Here is a 15833-nt window from a genome sequence, read left to right as displayed (position 1 = left end):
CTCGTTTGGCGTTATTTAACAGCTCCAAGGGTCAAACCCGCGATGAAGTGTTTCTGCATCAAGAAGAACATGGCCACCGGCGGCAAGGCGGCAACGAGGGAGCCCGCGCTCATCAGTTGATATGCCGCGCGGTACTGCGCGTTGAAACTGGTGATCCCAGCGGTCACAGGTTGGCTTTCGGCCCCTTGTGTCAGGACCACGGCCCAGAAATAGTCGTTCCAGATGAAGGTGAAGATCAGCACGCTCAGCGCCGCGATGGCGGGTTTCATCAGGGGAAGGACCACGTACCAGAAGATACGGACCTCGCTGATGCCTTCGACCCGGGCGGCTTCGATCAGCTCAAAAGGCAGCGCGCGGATGAAATTTCGCATGAACAGTGTACAGAACCCGGTCTGGAACGCGATGTGGAACAGGACCAGACCGGTTTTGGTATTGTAGAGGCCAAGCTCCAAAGTCAGGTCGCGGACCGGAACCATAAGGATCTGGAACGGGACAAAGTTGCCCGCCACGAACATGAAGAAGATCCACAAGTTCGACTTGAATTTGTAGATCCCCAGCGCGAACCCTGTCATGCAGCTGAGTGCAACCGCTCCGATCACCGTTGGGATTGTGATCAAGAACGAGTTCAGCAGATATCGCGGCATGTCCGAGTTGAAGAAGACCTGTCCATAGTTGACCGCGCCTTCAAATCGGGACGGCAAGCCCCAGTAGTTTGCGTTGGTGAAATCCGCCTCTGGCTTGATTGAGAACAAGGCAACTGCAAGCAAGGGGCCGAGCCACAGCAGCAGGGCAATGGGCAGCATGGCCTGATAGGTGATCTGTGCCGCGCGGGGTTGTTTTTCGATGGGTTTGGGAAACATCTCAGTGCCCCCTTTCTTCGCGGTACATCGACCACAGGAAGTAGGCGATGAAACACAGCATGATGAGGAACAGGATCACAGCGATGGCGGCGCCATATCCCATGCGGAAGCCGTATTCGGACAGGGCGACCTCGAACATGTAATAGGCTAGCACGCGCGACGACCCGAACGGCCCGCCCTGCGTCATGATCGAGATCAGGTCGAAGGACCGCAGAGCGCCAATGATTGTCACGACAAAGGCGATAAACGTGGCGGGGCGTAGTTGCGGCAGGATGATGTGCCACAGCATCCGCCCTCCCTTTGCACCGTCCAGACGTCCAGCCTCGATCTGTTCGGGGTCCACGGCGTTTAGGCCGGTGAGATACAGGATCATGCAATAGGCCGTCTGCGGCCACAGGCCAGCGACGATGATGCCGTAAGTGACCAGTTTTTCATCTCCCAGCACATTCAGCGGGCCAAGACCAAAGAAACTGAGGAATTCGTTCAGTAGCCCGAATGTCGGATCGTAGAACCATGTGAAAACCAGCCCGACAACGACCTGAGAGATCACGAACGGAAAGAAAAATAGAGACTTGTAGAGTCGAATGCCCCAGACCGTCTGATTCAGGAACAGGGCGATGAACAGGCCCGCGGGGATCGCTGCGAGATACAGGATCAACCAGATCAGGTTGTTCTTGAGCGAGATATAGAATGCATCGCGATCCACCCACTCCCAATAGAGGTCCTCGTAGTTGCGGAAACCAACATATTCAGCAGCGCCCAGCCCATCCCATTCATAAAGTGACAGGTTGAAGGACTGAAAGACCGGGATGATCACATAGACCATGAAGAACAACAGGCCCGGCGCAAGAAAGAGCCAAGGCGCGATGCGTTGTTGGTTGCGATGGAACCAGCTTTCCTGTTCCGGTGTGTCGACGGCTGACATGGGCTATCTCGGATCTGGGGGCGAAGGCGAGCTTCAGCTCGCCTTGCAATTGAGGAAGGCGTAGGACGGGTTTTCACCCGGCCCCTGCCAGATCAGTTGTCGTAGATACGGCTACGAGCGCGTTCCAGTTTGGCTAGAATCTTGTCCAGATTGTCGGGCTTGACCATGAATTCCTGGAAGCCTTCCATCGAGACCTTGGCCATTTCAGCTGGTGCGTCACGATCCCAGAACTGTGCGACACCACCGGGGCTGTTCGAGGACAGCATGGTGAACCCTTGCTGCAGGAACTTGTCGTCATCCACCGAGGATTGCGCGTTGACCGGAAGCTGGCCCAGGTTGGAACCGTTGTTGATTTCGGTCTGAACGTCCGGAGACACGACGAAGCGCAGGAACTCACGCGCGGCTTCCTTGTTCGACGCGTTGGCCGGGATGTGGAACGTATCGGTCGGCGCATCCTCGGACAGTTCAACATCGGGGTTGATCGCGACGAACTGGTAGAAGTCCAGCTGATCGTCGCTCAGACCCGCTTCGCGCAGAGGTGCAACAGCGAAGTTGCCCATCAGATAGGCGGCGGCGTCTCCGTTCACCATGAAGGGCAGGGCTTCCTGCCAGCTATAGGTCTGGTGGTTGTCGATGAAGGCACCCATGTCGACCAGCTGCTTCCAGTTGGCGAAGGTCTGCTTGACGCGATCGTCTTCCCAGCTGATTTCGCCATTGGCGAGCTGGTTGTGGAAGTCGAACCCGTTGGTGCGCATGTTCAGATAGTCGAACCAGCCACCGGCGGTCCACAGGAACTTGGTGCCGATGGTATAGCAGGCGCGGCCCGAGGCGACGATCTTCTCGCAGTTCGCGAGCTCTTCTTCCCAGGTGGTCGGCTCGGTCAGGCCAAGCTCATCAAAGATGTCTTTGCGGTAGTAAACGCCCCACTGATAGTAGGTATAGGGCACGCCCCACTGCTTGCCATCAAGGGTCATTGCACCTTTGGTCGAGGCCAGATTCTCGGCGATCTCCGGCTCGGCCCACAGGTCCGAAACGTCTTCGAACAGACCCGCCTCAACATAAGGCTTCATGCGGTTTGCGGCATACCATGTAGCAACGTCCGGCGTGTCAGCCGTCAGGAAGTTGCGGATCTGCGTCTTATACGCCTCGCGGTCGATCACTGTGGTTTCGATGGCCAGATCCGGGTGCTGAGCCTGAAACTGTTCGATCATCGCTTCCATCGTCGCACGCGGCGCCGGGTTCGAGGTGTCAAGAAAGATGCGCAGTTCGCCGGTCAGTTCGGCGGCAACGGGTGCAGCTAGTGCCACACTCGCCGCCAGTGCGGCAGCGGTGCGCTTGAACATGGAATGCATGGTGTCCTCCCTTAGCTTCCATTTTAGTTCCAAATAGTGAAACCGTGTTTTATATATTGAAAACTACACATCGACTCGGCTAGTCTTGTCAAGACCCTCGTGCAAACACCGTGGCTGAACGGGGGTCAAACGGAGGAGAACACACACCCGTGGCTGGTGACGGAACAATAGGCAAAGCATGTGATGTGCTGGAGCACGTGGCCTCGTTCGAGCGCCCGGTGCGGTTTGCCGAACTGCTGGAGAGCAGCAGCTTTCCCAAAGCAACGCTCTATCGCTTTCTGCAATCGCTGACCAATCAGGGCATGCTGGCCTATGAGCCAGACCGCCAGACCTATTCGCCGGGCCTGCGGCTGGTCCGTCTGGCGCATACGGCGTGGACGCAAAGCTCTCTGGCCCCTATCGCGCGGCCGTTTCTGGATACACTCAGCTCCGAGACAGGTGAAACGGTGCATTTGGCGCAGCTGGACTCCAATCAGGTGCTGTATGTCGACAAACGCAACGCGGCGCAGCCTGTCGAGATGTATTCGCAGGCCGGCAAGGTCGGCCCGGCCTATTGCACCGGCGTCGGAAAAGCGATGATGGCGTTTCTGGATGGGCCCGCATTAGATCGCGCCGTATCCCAGCAAAGCTATCACCGTTTCACGGACAAGACGCTGACCTCGGAGGCGGCGTTGCGGGCGGATCTGGAACTGATTCGCAGCCGAGGCTACGCGATCGACGACGAAGAGCATGAACCCGGTATTATCTGCGTTGCCTGTCCGGTTCTGACCTCGGGCGGGCGCGTTTTGGGCGCGATTTCGGTAACCGGTTCAACCGGGCGGATGGATTTCAATCAACTAGAGGCCTGGGTCCCTCGGGTGCGGCGCGTTGCCGACCAGATCGCGACCGAGGCGCAGGCTTGGCGGTTCCCTGAAACCCGCCCGAATGGACAGAACAACAGGATGCAATCGACATGACAGGTGTAACGCTCAATCAGGCGATCAAACGCTACGGCCAGACTCAGGTGATCCACGGGATTGATCTGGAAATCGAAGATGGTGAATTCTGTGTATTCGTCGGCCCCTCGGGCTGCGGTAAGTCCACCCTACTGCGGATGATCGCGGGTCTCGAGGAAACCTCGGAAGGCCAAATTCATATTGGCGCGCGCGAAGTGACCCACATGGATCCTGCAAAACGCGGCGTGGCGATGGTGTTCCAGACCTACGCTTTGTACCCGCATATGACGGTCGCCGAGAATATGGGTTTTGGCCTGCGCATGAATGGCGTTCCCAAGGCAGAGATCGACCAGAAGGTTCAGGACGCCTCCGGCATTCTTAAACTGGATCAATATTTGAAACGCAAGCCCAAGGCCCTGTCTGGTGGTCAACGCCAGCGAGTCGCCATCGGGCGTGCGATTGTGCGCGGTCCCGAGGTGTTCCTGTTCGATGAACCGCTTTCCAACCTAGATGCCGAGCTTCGGGTTGAGATGCGGGTCGAAATCGCACGCCTGCATCAAGAGATCGGCGCCACCATGATCTATGTGACCCACGATCAGGTCGAAGCGATGACAATGGCCGACAAAATTGTCGTGCTACGCGATGGCCGGATCGAGCAGGTGGGCGCGCCAATGGACCTGTACCGCGATCCGGACAACCGCTTTGTGGCGGGCTTCATCGGCTCGCCAGCGATGAACTTTCTCGAATGCGACTATGCAGACGGCCACGTCACGCATCCGGCCCTTGGTCAACCGTTGCCGGTATCGGCCCAAGTTCCGGCTGGGGTAAACAAGGTGACCCTTGGCATGCGGCCCGAACACATCCAGATCGACCGCAGTGCCGACACCTGCACCGTTGATTTGACCGAGGCGCTTGGGGGCGTGTCCTATTCCTATCTTCTGACCCCGAATGGCGACAAGCTGATCGTTGAAGAACGGGATGACCAACGCAGCACGACAGGCGAGAAGATCGGGATCACGGTCCAACCCGAACGTGCCATGGTGTTCGACCCTGAGACTGGCGTTCGGTTTAGGTAGCATCGATTCAAGTTCAACCGGTGTGTTTTGAGCGCAGGTTTAGGCTTGACCGAAACGGGGTCGTCCTCTGAACTGGCCCACACGAGGCCAGTCGGCCCGACTCATTTCGAGTAGAGAGGCCCCATGCGCAGCGTCAAAACCGTCCACGTGATCTCGGCCCATGCGGAAGGCGAGGTGGGCGACGTCATCGTCGGTGGCGTGCAACCACCACCCGGAGAAACCCTGTGGGATCAACGCACATTCATTGCGCAGGATCAGAACTTGCGCAATTTCGTGCTGAATGAACCCCGAGGCGGCGTCTTTCGCCACGTCAACCTGCTAGTCCCTCCGAAACATCCGCAGGCGGATGCGGCGTTCATCATCATGGAGCCGGAGGACACGCCGCCCATGTCGGGGTCAAACTCGATCTGTGTCTCCACTGTTCTTTTGGACAGCGGCATCATCCCCATGCAAGAGCCGGAAACGCGTATGACACTCGAGGCTCCCGGCGGTTTGGTACGGGTCCGGGCAGAGTGTGGGGATGGTAAGGCCCAGCGTATCCATGTGCAAAACCTGCCAAGCTTTGCCGACAAGATCGCGGTCCCCCTGGAAGTGCCGGGTGTGGGCACCCTTGCCGTGGATACGGCCTATGGAGGCGATAGTTTCGTGGTGGTCGATGCGGATGCTAGGGGGTTGGAAATTGTGGAGGCCGAGGCCCGCGATATCGCCCGTTTGGGCGTTGCCATCACCAATGCCGCCAATGATCAGCTTGGCTTTACCCATCCGCAAAACGCGGCTTGGAACCATATCTCTTTCTGTGCTTTTTGTGGGCCTTTGAAGACAACCGAAACCGGACTCACAGGCAAATCCGCCGTTGCGATCCAGCCCGGCAAAGTTGACCGCTCGCCAACCGGAACGGCGGTCTCGGCGCGCATGGCCCTTATGGCCGCGAAGGGCCAGATGAAGGTTGGTCAATCTTTCGAGGCCGTTTCTATCATCGGATCGCGTTTTACCGGCCGGATTGTCGAGGAAACCAAGGTCGGGGACCGCGCGGCCATCATCCCCGAGATCAGCGGCCGAGGCTGGATCACCGGCGTTCATCAGCACATGCTGGACCCGGATGACCCATGGCCTGGCGGATATCGGCTAAGTGATACCTGGGGCGTTGGGCGCTGAAGGGCGCGAAATCACAGGCCCATCGGCGTGTTTTTCCCCAACCGTGGCAATTTGCGCCCCCAGTAGACGATTGATCCCAACGCAAACCTGATTTAAGGGAAGCCCTGTCAAATCAGAGTCACTCAGGGGTGTTATGTCATTAGCGCCCCTCCCGCGCCGCAATGAAGCGGCCCAAACTCTTGCAGCGATTGCCCCTTAAAGGCTTAAAAAAGGTGAAAGAATATGGCAGATAAATCGAACTTCGACATATTGTATACCATTGTAGACGAAGCGCCTGAGCTGGCCAGCGCCTCATTTCTGCCCATCATTCGCAAATTCGCCTCGGCGGCGGGTGTCAGCGTTGGCACTAAGGATATTTCGCTTGCAGGCCGTATCATTTCGACGTTCCCAGAGAAGCTGACCGACGCGCAGCGCATCACCGATGATCTTGCCGCATTGGGCGATCTGGTAAAAACGCCCGACGCCAACGTGATCAAACTGCCAAACATTTCGGCCTCGGTTCCTCAGCTTGTCGCCGCGATCGAAGAGCTGCAGTCGCAGGGCTACGACATCCCCAACTACCCCGAAGAGCCTTCGAGTGACGAAGAAAAGGCGATCCGCGCGCGCTATGACGCGATCAAAGGCTCGGCGGTGAACCCGGTTCTGCGCGAAGGCAACAGTGACCGCCGTGCGGCGCGGGCGGTGAAGAACTACGCCCAGAAGAACCCTCATTCGATGGGGGAATGGGTGTCGGACAGCAAGACCAAAGTGTCCTCAATGTCTGGCAACGATTTCTACGCCAATGAGAAATCGGCGACGATCACCGCAGCGCAAGCCGGTGACGCGAAGATCGAATTTGTCGGCAAAGATGGCAGCGTGACCGTGCTGAAAGACGGCTGGCCGCTGGAAGAGGGAACCGTTGCCGATGCGACCTTTATGTCGGTCAAAGCGCTGTCGTCCTTCCTAGCAGATGCCATTGAGGACACCAAGAAAGATGGCACCATGTTCTCGCTGCACATGAAGGCGACGATGATGAAGGTCAGCGACCCGATCATCTTCGGCTATGCCGTTCGCGCGTGGCTGGCTCCGGTGTTCGAGAAATTTGGCGCAGAGCTTGAGGCCTTGGGTGTTAACCCGAACTCGGGTCTTGGGGATCTGCTGGACCGCGTGAAGGACAATGCTGACATCGTGGCCGCCATCGACGCCCTCAAGGGTGACCGTCCGTCCATGTATATGGTCGACTCGGACCGTGGCATTACCAACCTGCACGTCCCGTCCGATGTGATCATCGACGCCTCGATGCCCGCCGTTATCCGCGCAGGCGGCAAAGGCTGGGATGAAACCGGAGCCAAAGGCGACACCAACTGTGTTATCCCTGACCGTTGCTACGCGTCGGTCTATGACGAATCCATCAACTTCTTTAAAGCCAATGGTGCGCTGAACCCGGCCACTGCCGGCGCGGTGGCCAACGTCGGCCTGATGGCTCAAAAGGCCGAAGAGTACGGCTCGCACCCGACCACGTTCCAGGCACCTGCGGATGGCACAATCCGTGTCGTTCTTGCCAATGGTGAAACTCTGCATTCGCATGAGGTCGAGGCCGGAGACATCTGGCGGGCCTGCACAGTGAAAAAAGCGCCCATCGAGAACTGGATCCAACTGGCGATGGACCGTCAGCGCCTGACCGGGTCCGAGGCGATCTTCTGGCTCGACGCAAACCGTGCCCATGACGCCGAGTTGATCCAATATGTTAAGCCCGCGCTGGAAGCGGCTGGTGTTGCAGATAAATTCTTGATCATGGCCCCGCGTGAGGCGACGCGTCAGTCGCTGGAGACCATCACCGCCGGAAATGACAGCATCGCCATCACCGGCAACGTGCTGCGCGATTATCTGACTGACTTGTTCCCGATCCTCGAACTGGGCACCTCGGCCAAGATGCTGTCGATCGTCAAACTGATGAACGGCGGTGGTCTGTTCGAGACCGGTGCAGGTGGGTCCGCTCCGAAGCATGTGCAGCAGCTGGTCGAAGAAAACCACTTGCGTTGGGATTCGATGGGTGAGTTCTGTGCGCTGGGTGAATCCCTGAACTTCCTCGCCGACAGCAAGGGCAACACCAAGGCGGGTGTTCTGGGTGCGGCGGCGGAGGCGGCAACGCAGGGCATTCTGGACAACAACCGGTCCCCCAGCCGGAAGGTTGGTCAGCCGGACAACCGTGACAGCCACTACTGGTTCGCGCGCTATTGGGCCGAAGCGCTGGCCGCGCAGTCGGATGATGCGGAATTGGCAGCTGAATTTGCCCCGCTTGCAACTGCTCTGGCCGACAAGGAAGAGCAGATTTTGGGTGAGCTTGCCGCGGCCCAAGGTGGGGCTGCCGATCTGGGTGGGTACTACCACACCGATCCCGCCAAAACGGCGGCTGTGATGCGTCCGAGTGCGACGCTGAACGCCATCATCGGCTAAGAAAACGACCCGCGCCCTAGTGGCGCGGGTCTTTCCCACTGGTGCGGAAACCCGACCAGTTTTTCCTTTCGCTTCAAACTGTTGCGAAGCTTTGCCCGCAAGACATGACTAAAACTGCATGATCTACGGGATTCCCCCAATACACTGATCCGTCCCCGCTTGATAACTTGTCCAAGACAAGAGATTCACCGGTGAGGCCTTCGGGCCTATCACTCACTCAAAAAATGGCCAGCATTTGGGGTGCTGGCCATTTGTTTGTCTGAAGTCTGCTTGAGCGTAGCTGGGTCGAACGCGCCTTTGCAGTGCCACGCGACTTTGATGCAGAAATGAAAAAGCCAGCCCAGAGAAGGACTGGCTTAAACATGATTGTTCGACGTTTAGCCCCGAAGGACTTTGCCCGCCGCGTCAAAGGGCGGCTCGTGCAGGATAGTGGCTTTGTGGGGTTGGCCCAGAACCATCACTTCAACCTCGTCTCCGGGTTGGGCGTTTTTGACATAACCCAAAGCCAGCGACATACCGACGGTATAGCCATAGGTGCCCGAGGTGACGCGACCGATGCCTTCGCCGTCCTTGAAGATCGGCTCACCGCCAGTGGCGTCCGCGTTGGAGGCCGTCACGTCGGCCTCATCCAGACGCAGCAAGACCAACTGTTCACGCGCAGGGTTTTCCAGCACTTTCTGCGCGGCGTCTTTGTTGAGGAAATCCTTCTCGAACTTGCACAGGCGGTCCAGACCCACCTCATGCGGCCAGTATTCGGGACTGTATTCGCGGCTCCAGGAGCCATAACCCTTTTCAACACGCATCGACATCAGGGCACGGCTGCCAACTGGTCCTGCGCCGAATTCTTTGCCTGCCTCAAGCAGAGCATCGTAGAGGCGCGCCTGATCTTCGGTCTTGCAGTGCAGCTCCCACCCCAGATCACCGGTGAAGGAGACACGGAGGGCCAGAAGCTCAACGCCTGCCAGCTCAATCTTGGCTGAGCGCATGAAGGGGAAGTCCTCATTCGCCAGCGACGTGTTGGTCAGCCGCTGCAGGATCTCGCGCGATTGCGGACCAGCCACGTTGAAGCCACACATGGCCTCGGTGTGGCTTTCAAATGTGGTGCCTTCGGGCAGGGGGACCTGCTTGAAGAAGCGCTTGTGATAGCGTTCCGCCATACCCGATCCAATGACCCAGAACTCATCCTCGGCCACACGGGTGACGGTGAAGTCCCCGGCAATGCCACCGCGTTTTGAGATCAGCGGCGTTAGACACGACCGGCCGATCGCCTTGGGCATGTTGTTGGCGAAGACCGCATTCAACCAATCCGCAGCGCCGGGGCCTTTGCAGATGTATTTGGCAAAGTTCGAGATGTCGATGATCCCCGCACGCTCGCGCAGCATTTTGCATTCTTCACCAACCGGGGCCCACCAGTTTTGACGAGTGAAGCCGTTTGTATCCACGACACCCGGCTCATCAGCGAACCACAGCGGGTGTTCCCAACCGACGTTCAGGCCAAAGACAGCGCCCATGGCTTTCTGCGTCTCGTAGATGGGGCGCACGCGGGCGGGGCGGCCTGCGCTGCGTTCTTCGTTCGGGAAGTGAATGGCGAAACGGTGCGCGTATTGGTCCTGCACCTTGGCCTTGGTGAATTCCTTGGTGGCCCAGGTGTCAAAGCGCGCCATGTCCCATGCGAACATATCGTATTGGGTTTCCCCTTCGATGATCCACTGCGCCGCCATCAGGCCCATGCCGCCCGACTGCGAGAAGCCGGGGATAATGCCGTTGCAGCAGAAATAACCATCCACCTCGGGTACTGGTCCCATCAGCACGTTAGAGTCTGGAGACCAGATCATCGGGCCGTTGATAACGCGCTTGATCCCGGCCTCAGCCACAGCGGGCAGACGTTCGATCGCGTTCATCATGTTCTCTTCAATCCGCTCCAGATCGTCTGGGAACAGGTCATGGGCGAAATCCAGAGGTGTGCCTTCCTCGGCCCAGAATTTCATGTCCTTTTCATAAGCGCCGACCAACAAGCCGTTACCTTCCTGACGCAGGTAATACTCGCCATCGCGGTCCGAGACAGAGGGCAGGCGGGTGCCGTGGCTTTCGACGTCAGACATCGCCTCGGTCACGAAATACTGGTGTTCGGTGGGCTGCAGCGGCAACTCGATCCCAGCCAGCTTGGCCACCTCGCGACCCCAGAGGCCCGCTGCGTTCACGACCCAAGGCGTTTTGATGTCACCTTTGGGGGTCTTCACGATCCAAGTGCCGTCTTCCTGCTGCTCAGTCGCGGTGACAGGGGTGAAACGATGGATCTCGGCCCCACGCTGGCGGGCACCGACCGCATAGGCGTTGGTCACGCCCGACGGATCAACATTGCCGCCATCTGGTTCGAACATCACGCAACGGATGCCTTCGTAATTGACCAGCGGGTTCAGCTTTTGCGCCTCTTCAATGCTAATCTCATAGAAATTCATGCCATAGAGCTTGGCCTTTGCGGCCTGCAGCTTCAGCTGGTGTTCCCGCTCTTCTGTCTGAGCCAGATAGAGCGAGCCGGGCTGGAAGACACCGCAACTTTGGCCGGTTTCTTCCTCCAGCGAGTTATACAGGTTCATCGTATAGTGCTGGATGCGGCTGATATTGGTGCTGTCATGCAGACCGTGAATGTTGGCTGCCGCATGCCAGGTTGAGCCAGAGGTCAACTCATCCCGCTCCAGCAGGACCACATCGGACCATCCCAATTTGGCCAAATGGTAGAGGATCGAGCAACCGATCACCCCGCCGCCGATAACTACCGCCTGTGCTTCTTCGCGCATTTCATCTTCCTGATTTGCTGTGTCATGTCAGAACCGGTCTTTCGTTAAGAATATGGCGATTCAGACCCATAACTGTTCTAAACGCGTCAACTGAGAACCCTGTTTGACCAGAGATGCAGCCTGCATTCACTTCTTGGGGATACGGGCACCGCCGGGTACCGCGCATTATTTCACCTATGCTTTGCCGACATTGCTCAGAACTCCAGTCTGTGGGCGCGGCCATAGTCAGCCAGCCGTTTGTTCAGATTGCTTGCCTCTGGGTGGCCGGATTCCAGTGCAAAAACGAAAGCGTGGGTAAGATAGAAACAGGCGGCATCAATGTCCTGGGCCAGCTCTCGTTCGTCGGCAGCAATCGTATACAGGCGCACAAGCGCCTCTTGGTCGCAATTGGCATGTGCCTCTAGCAGTTCACGGTCTAAGGCTTCGCGATCCATGGCTATCCCTTTAGCGAAATGGCGATGTTTTTAGTGCGAACGTAGTTGTAAAGCGCCTCAAGCCCTTTTTCGCGGCCACCCCGAATTCGATGCAATTGGCCATGGCATCCTCTTCGGTATCGATTGGCGCGTAGCAGGTGACGGGGCAAAGACCTCTTGCGTGATGTGGCGGGCAGGGTTGACACCGGCCAGCAAGGTCGAGCTTCCAGCGGCCACAGACAGAGCGAGCGAACGACCGGCGATCGAAACGGTTATCTTCCACCGCGATGGAGGCGCCCTTGTCGCCCTCCACCCACGACCCGGCCAGGAAATTCCTGGCCAAGCCGTCGTTCAGAAAAGTGGTCATGCCTCCGCGCGTGCCTTTTCGATCTGCGTTGCGACCCAGTGGTGGAAGCAATGGGTGGGGCCGTCCATTGCAGGCGAGAAGCGACCACCGTCAAATTTGATGCCATGGCGGCCTTTCTGCATGCCTTCGACCACGAAGACGTCCTCTTCAAACACGGTTTTCCAAAGCGCCGCGTTTTGCGCGCGCAGGCCTTCATGTTCGGGGCTGTCTTCGGGTTTCTGAGCATAGTACAGCTCAATCCGCTCGTTCGACCGCTCATGATTGATTGGGTCGATGATGAAGGCAAAACCGTGGTCACGCTGAACGCCCAGCAGGGTGTTGGGGTAGACCACGATGTATTCCGCGCCTTCGTGCCACTTTTCGCTCAGGCCATCAAAGTCCGCCAGTTTCGAGCCGTCTTCCCCTTCGAATTGACGATATACAAGGGTGCCCTGACCCGAGTATTTACCCAGCTCGTTGATGTTGTAATGGTCTTCCAGACGGGAATAGCTGTTCAGACCTGGGTGAACCCAGGGCAGGTGGTAGCTTTCGCAGAAGTTTTCGACCGCCAATTTCCAGTTCGAATCCAGCTCAAGCCGGACCGACGCGCCAGCGCCGCCGTGATACATAGGCTGTTCGAACTCTTTCCAGCGCTCCATCAGCTCGCCGTGAACTTCTTCGAACTCGGGGGCGTTGCCGTCGACGTTCACAAAGATCACGTCGCGCCAGACGTAGGAGCGGATGCGGATCAGACCCAGTTCCGAGAAATCCAGATCTTCGTGGGTATTCTGACCGGGGCCGCCGACATGAGGAGCGGTGCGCAGCTCACCATTCAGGCCGTAGCACCAGCTGTGGTAGGGGCAACGGATCGCGCCGCGGATTTTTTGAGGCTTGTCGACTAGGATCATGCCGCGGTGGCGGCAGGTGTTCTGGAACACGCCAATCTGACCGTCGCGATCACGGACCATCAACAGGGGCATGCCAAGGAAATCAATGGGATAGGCATCCCCTGCTTCAGGGATGTCCTTGCCGAAGCCGATCCCGGACCAGTTCGCAAACAGGACCGAGTCGCGTTCCTCGGCAAACACTTCAGGGTCGATATAATGCGCGTTCGGCAGCCCCTTTGCTGTGTTTAACGGGGTCAGAACAGACGAAAGCGGTGCATGCTTGTTCATCAGTCACTCCTAAGACTTTTGAATTGGCGTTTTTCTAGGCTCCCATTGGCAGCGCAGAGGCCCTGCATTCAATACTAAAAATCCTAACCGCTAGATGAGGGGAGCTAAACCGAATTCTCCTCAAGCTCATTCAGCAGCCATTCTTTCAAGGCCAGCGCCCCTTCTGACAGGCTATCGTTTTCCCGTTCAACCAGATAGAAATTATGCGGCGCAGGTATGTTGAAGTCCTCTAAAGCCACAAGTTTTCCTGAATCCAGCATGGGTTTTAGCAAACGCTTCCAGCCGAGGGCGACGCCAGCGCCCTTTCTGGCGACCTGCAGGGCCAGAGCATAGCTGCTGACACGCGCCTGCGTCTGAATACTCTCATTAAACCCTAACGCCTGAAACCAGTCCGTCCATGTGGTCCAGTTGCTGTGTTTGGTTGCAAGGTGAATCAAACGGTGTTCTGTCAGGTCCCGGAGACTGGCCCCTTTGAGATCTTCCGCCAGTTCGGGGCTGCAAACCGGTGTCAGGATATCCCGATACAGCTTGGTATGCGGCAGAGAGGCATTCGGGTCTTTGCCGTATCGAATGAAAAAGTCCACGTCAGAACGATCTGCGAAATACGTGTCCTCGGCCATTTGGTTCACTTTTACGTGCGGATAGTCCTGCCAAAACCGAATGACCGACGGGGAAAGCCACAAGGCGGCTACCGCTGTTGTGGACCCCACGGTGACATGATTGTCGGAATCCCCACTGCGAATCTGCTCAAGAACTTTTGAGATCTTCAGGAAAGAGCTTCCCAGTGCCTCTAGCAGCTCTGCACCATCCTCTGTCAGTTCAACGCCGCGATGTTTGCGTATGAAAAGAGGGGATGCCAGCTCGGTCTCCAATGCTTTGATTTGATGACTGACAGCACCGGGCGTGACGGACAATTCGCTTGCAGCAACCTTGAAACTGAGGTGCCGGGCGGCGGCCTCGAAAGCAGAAAGCGAGGCAAGCGGAGGCAGATTGTAGTGACGTCGCGACATAGGGGATACGTGGCTCTGAGGTTTTAGATTGAGCTACCTTCACCTGAGTGCGAAAAATATTGCAATTGAAAACTATCGTTTTTTCTGCAGTTTTGCGCCCGATGAAGTTCCGCCTTTCTCGAAAGCCGGTATCGCAGTTCTTTGCCCTCCCTCCGAGGCGCGCCCCGACCCAAGCCAGGTAGTAGTCAACACCAAGGCCGACACAACGACCGCCTCTCTGCGGTTCTTTTCGGCGCAAAATAAGATGAGTAACCCGATGAACACTCAGAAAGCGCGTCTGATCCGAAAAACTGAACTCAGCTCGGACACTTCGGATTTCTGCTTCGAAATCGAACAGGGGCGTTTCACCGGACTTGAACCCGGCGCGCACGTGGATATCCACCTTGGCGACGATCTGGTGCGCCAGTATTCGCTCTGGAGTTGGAGCCAGGACGGCCGCACCCTGAACGTCGCCATCAAGCGTGAGGATGGTGGTCGCGGTGGCTCGTTGGCAATGCACGCATTGGAAGAGGGCGCCGAACTCGCCATCGGAGGTCCGCGCAACCATTTCAAACTGGAAAGCCATGATCGCCACGTGACCCTTATCGCGGGCGGTATTGGTGCCACCCCGATGGTCGCAATGGCCCGGGAGCTGCTGAATCGAGGACAGGATTTCCGGGTTTATTACTTGGTCCGATCCAAGGATCTAGCCGCGATGGATGACAAGTTTCGCGCTTTGGGTCTGGATGAGTGGTACCATCTGCATTGCGACGACACAGACGGGCAGTTCGATTTGACCGCTGTCATGCAATCCATGCCGATGGGCGCTGATGTCTACACTTGCGGTCCGGAACCGATGCTGAACGCGGTCCTTGAGTCAGGCAGCGCTCTGCGCGGTGGGGCCATCCACTTTGAGCGTTTTGCAGCTGCATCCGATATTGAACACACGCCCAATGACAGCTTTGAAGTCGAGGTCCAGTCGACGGGAGCTGTCTTCAAAGTGTCGAAGGAAGAAACTATTCTCGACGTCCTCAGAACCAACGGGGTTCATGTGGATTTCGGTTGCTCCGAAGGTTTGTGCGGGTCGTGCATGGTGGACGTCGTCGAAGGTGAGGTGGACCACCGGGACGGCATTCTGACTCCCGAGGAACAAGCCTCGAACAGCTACCTATGCACCTGTGTCTCCAGGGCGAAATCGGACCGTCTGGTCCTAGCACTTTAAGAACAGTGCCGTTGCATGCCGGATGGCCCGGGGTGCAACGGCTGCAAGAAACGAAAAATGGGAGGAAATTGATGTCGATTAAAGAACCGTTTACGGATTTGGACATTAAGACCGCGGATAGTGGTTTTTATGAGAATAACAGCGTTCCGAT

13 protein-coding genes are annotated in these 15833 nt (G+C 57.4%); 5 read left to right on the top strand and 8 right to left on the bottom strand.

Annotation, left to right across the window (positions count from 1 at the left end):
- Positions 1 to 11: 11 nt before the first annotated feature.
- From ACRZ95_RS15235 to ACRZ95_RS15225, 3 genes are all read right to left on the bottom strand, one after another.
- A complete protein-coding gene (locus ACRZ95_RS15235; protein ID WP_170679976.1) occupies positions 12 to 860 on the bottom strand; it encodes a carbohydrate ABC transporter permease in 849 nt (282 codons plus the stop codon).
- Between the two features lies 1 nt (position 861).
- Positions 862 to 1785 carry a carbohydrate ABC transporter permease gene (locus ACRZ95_RS15230; RefSeq protein ID WP_170555117.1) on the bottom strand — a complete coding sequence of 308 codons (924 nt, stop codon included), beginning with the start codon at positions 1783 to 1785 and terminating at the stop codon, positions 862 to 864.
- 92 nt (positions 1786 to 1877) lie between these two features.
- Positions 1878 to 3137 (bottom strand): ABC transporter substrate-binding protein, encoded by a 1260-nt coding sequence (locus ACRZ95_RS15225; RefSeq protein ID WP_480555166.1) that lies wholly within the window; start codon positions 3135 to 3137, stop codon positions 1878 to 1880.
- Between the two features lie 149 nt (positions 3138 to 3286).
- Between ACRZ95_RS15225 and ACRZ95_RS15220 the strand changes: the two genes are divergently transcribed.
- The 4 genes from ACRZ95_RS15220 (at position 3287) to ACRZ95_RS15205 (ending at position 8739) form a co-directional block, all read left to right on the top strand.
- Positions 3287 to 4093: an IclR family transcriptional regulator gene (locus tag ACRZ95_RS15220; RefSeq protein ID WP_170667152.1), complete on the top strand. Its 807-nt coding sequence runs from the start codon at positions 3287 to 3289 to the stop codon at positions 4091 to 4093.
- Positions 4090 to 5148: a sn-glycerol-3-phosphate ABC transporter ATP-binding protein UgpC gene (locus tag ACRZ95_RS15215; protein ID WP_170472620.1), complete on the top strand. Its 1059-nt coding sequence runs from the start codon at positions 4090 to 4092 to the stop codon at positions 5146 to 5148. Before ACRZ95_RS15220 ends, ACRZ95_RS15215 begins: the two co-directional genes overlap by 4 nt.
- A 123-nt stretch (positions 5149 to 5271) precedes the next feature.
- Complete coding sequence (locus tag ACRZ95_RS15210; protein ID WP_170679978.1) at positions 5272 to 6303, top strand: trans-3-hydroxy-L-proline dehydratase; 1032 nt, start codon at positions 5272 to 5274, stop codon at positions 6301 to 6303.
- A gap of 222 nt (positions 6304 to 6525) precedes the next feature.
- Positions 6526 to 8739, top strand: a complete 2214-nt coding sequence (locus ACRZ95_RS15205; RefSeq protein ID WP_170679979.1) for an NADP-dependent isocitrate dehydrogenase — start codon at positions 6526 to 6528, stop codon at positions 8737 to 8739.
- A gap of 377 nt (positions 8740 to 9116) precedes the next feature.
- Here ACRZ95_RS15205 and ACRZ95_RS15200 read toward each other — a convergent pair whose 3' ends face one another.
- The 5 genes from ACRZ95_RS15200 to ACRZ95_RS15180 form a co-directional block, all read right to left on the bottom strand.
- The gene (locus ACRZ95_RS15200) at positions 9117 to 11537 is read right to left on the bottom strand and encodes an FAD-dependent oxidoreductase (protein ID WP_170679980.1); all 2421 of its coding nucleotides are present in this window, start codon (positions 11535 to 11537) and stop codon (positions 9117 to 9119) included.
- 194 nt (positions 11538 to 11731) lie between these two features.
- Complete coding sequence (locus ACRZ95_RS15195) at positions 11732 to 11971, bottom strand: hypothetical protein (RefSeq protein WP_170463900.1); 240 nt, start codon at positions 11969 to 11971, stop codon at positions 11732 to 11734.
- 10 nt (positions 11972 to 11981) lie between these two features.
- Complete coding sequence (locus ACRZ95_RS15190) at positions 11982 to 12317, bottom strand: hypothetical protein (protein WP_170679696.1); 336 nt, start codon at positions 12315 to 12317, stop codon at positions 11982 to 11984.
- Positions 12314 to 13471 (bottom strand): aromatic ring-hydroxylating oxygenase subunit alpha, encoded by a 1158-nt coding sequence (locus tag ACRZ95_RS15185; RefSeq protein ID WP_170679981.1) that lies wholly within the window; start codon positions 13469 to 13471, stop codon positions 12314 to 12316. Before ACRZ95_RS15185 ends, ACRZ95_RS15190 begins: the two co-directional genes overlap by 4 nt.
- 104 nt (positions 13472 to 13575) lie before the next feature.
- Positions 13576 to 14481: a LysR substrate-binding domain-containing protein gene (locus tag ACRZ95_RS15180; RefSeq protein WP_170679983.1), complete on the bottom strand. Its 906-nt coding sequence runs from the start codon at positions 14479 to 14481 to the stop codon at positions 13576 to 13578.
- A gap of 256 nt (positions 14482 to 14737) precedes the next feature.
- Between ACRZ95_RS15180 and ACRZ95_RS15175 the strand changes: the two genes are divergently transcribed.
- Positions 14738 to 15682 carry a PDR/VanB family oxidoreductase gene (locus ACRZ95_RS15175; protein WP_170679985.1) on the top strand — a complete coding sequence of 315 codons (945 nt, stop codon included), beginning with the start codon at positions 14738 to 14740 and terminating at the stop codon, positions 15680 to 15682.
- The last annotated feature ends 151 nt before the right edge of the window (positions 15683 to 15833 follow it).

Source organism: Ruegeria sp. AI3, assembly GCF_056541245.1.
The sequence above is the reverse complement of the archived record's forward strand: the minus strand, read 5'-3'. Positions and strand labels throughout refer to the sequence as shown.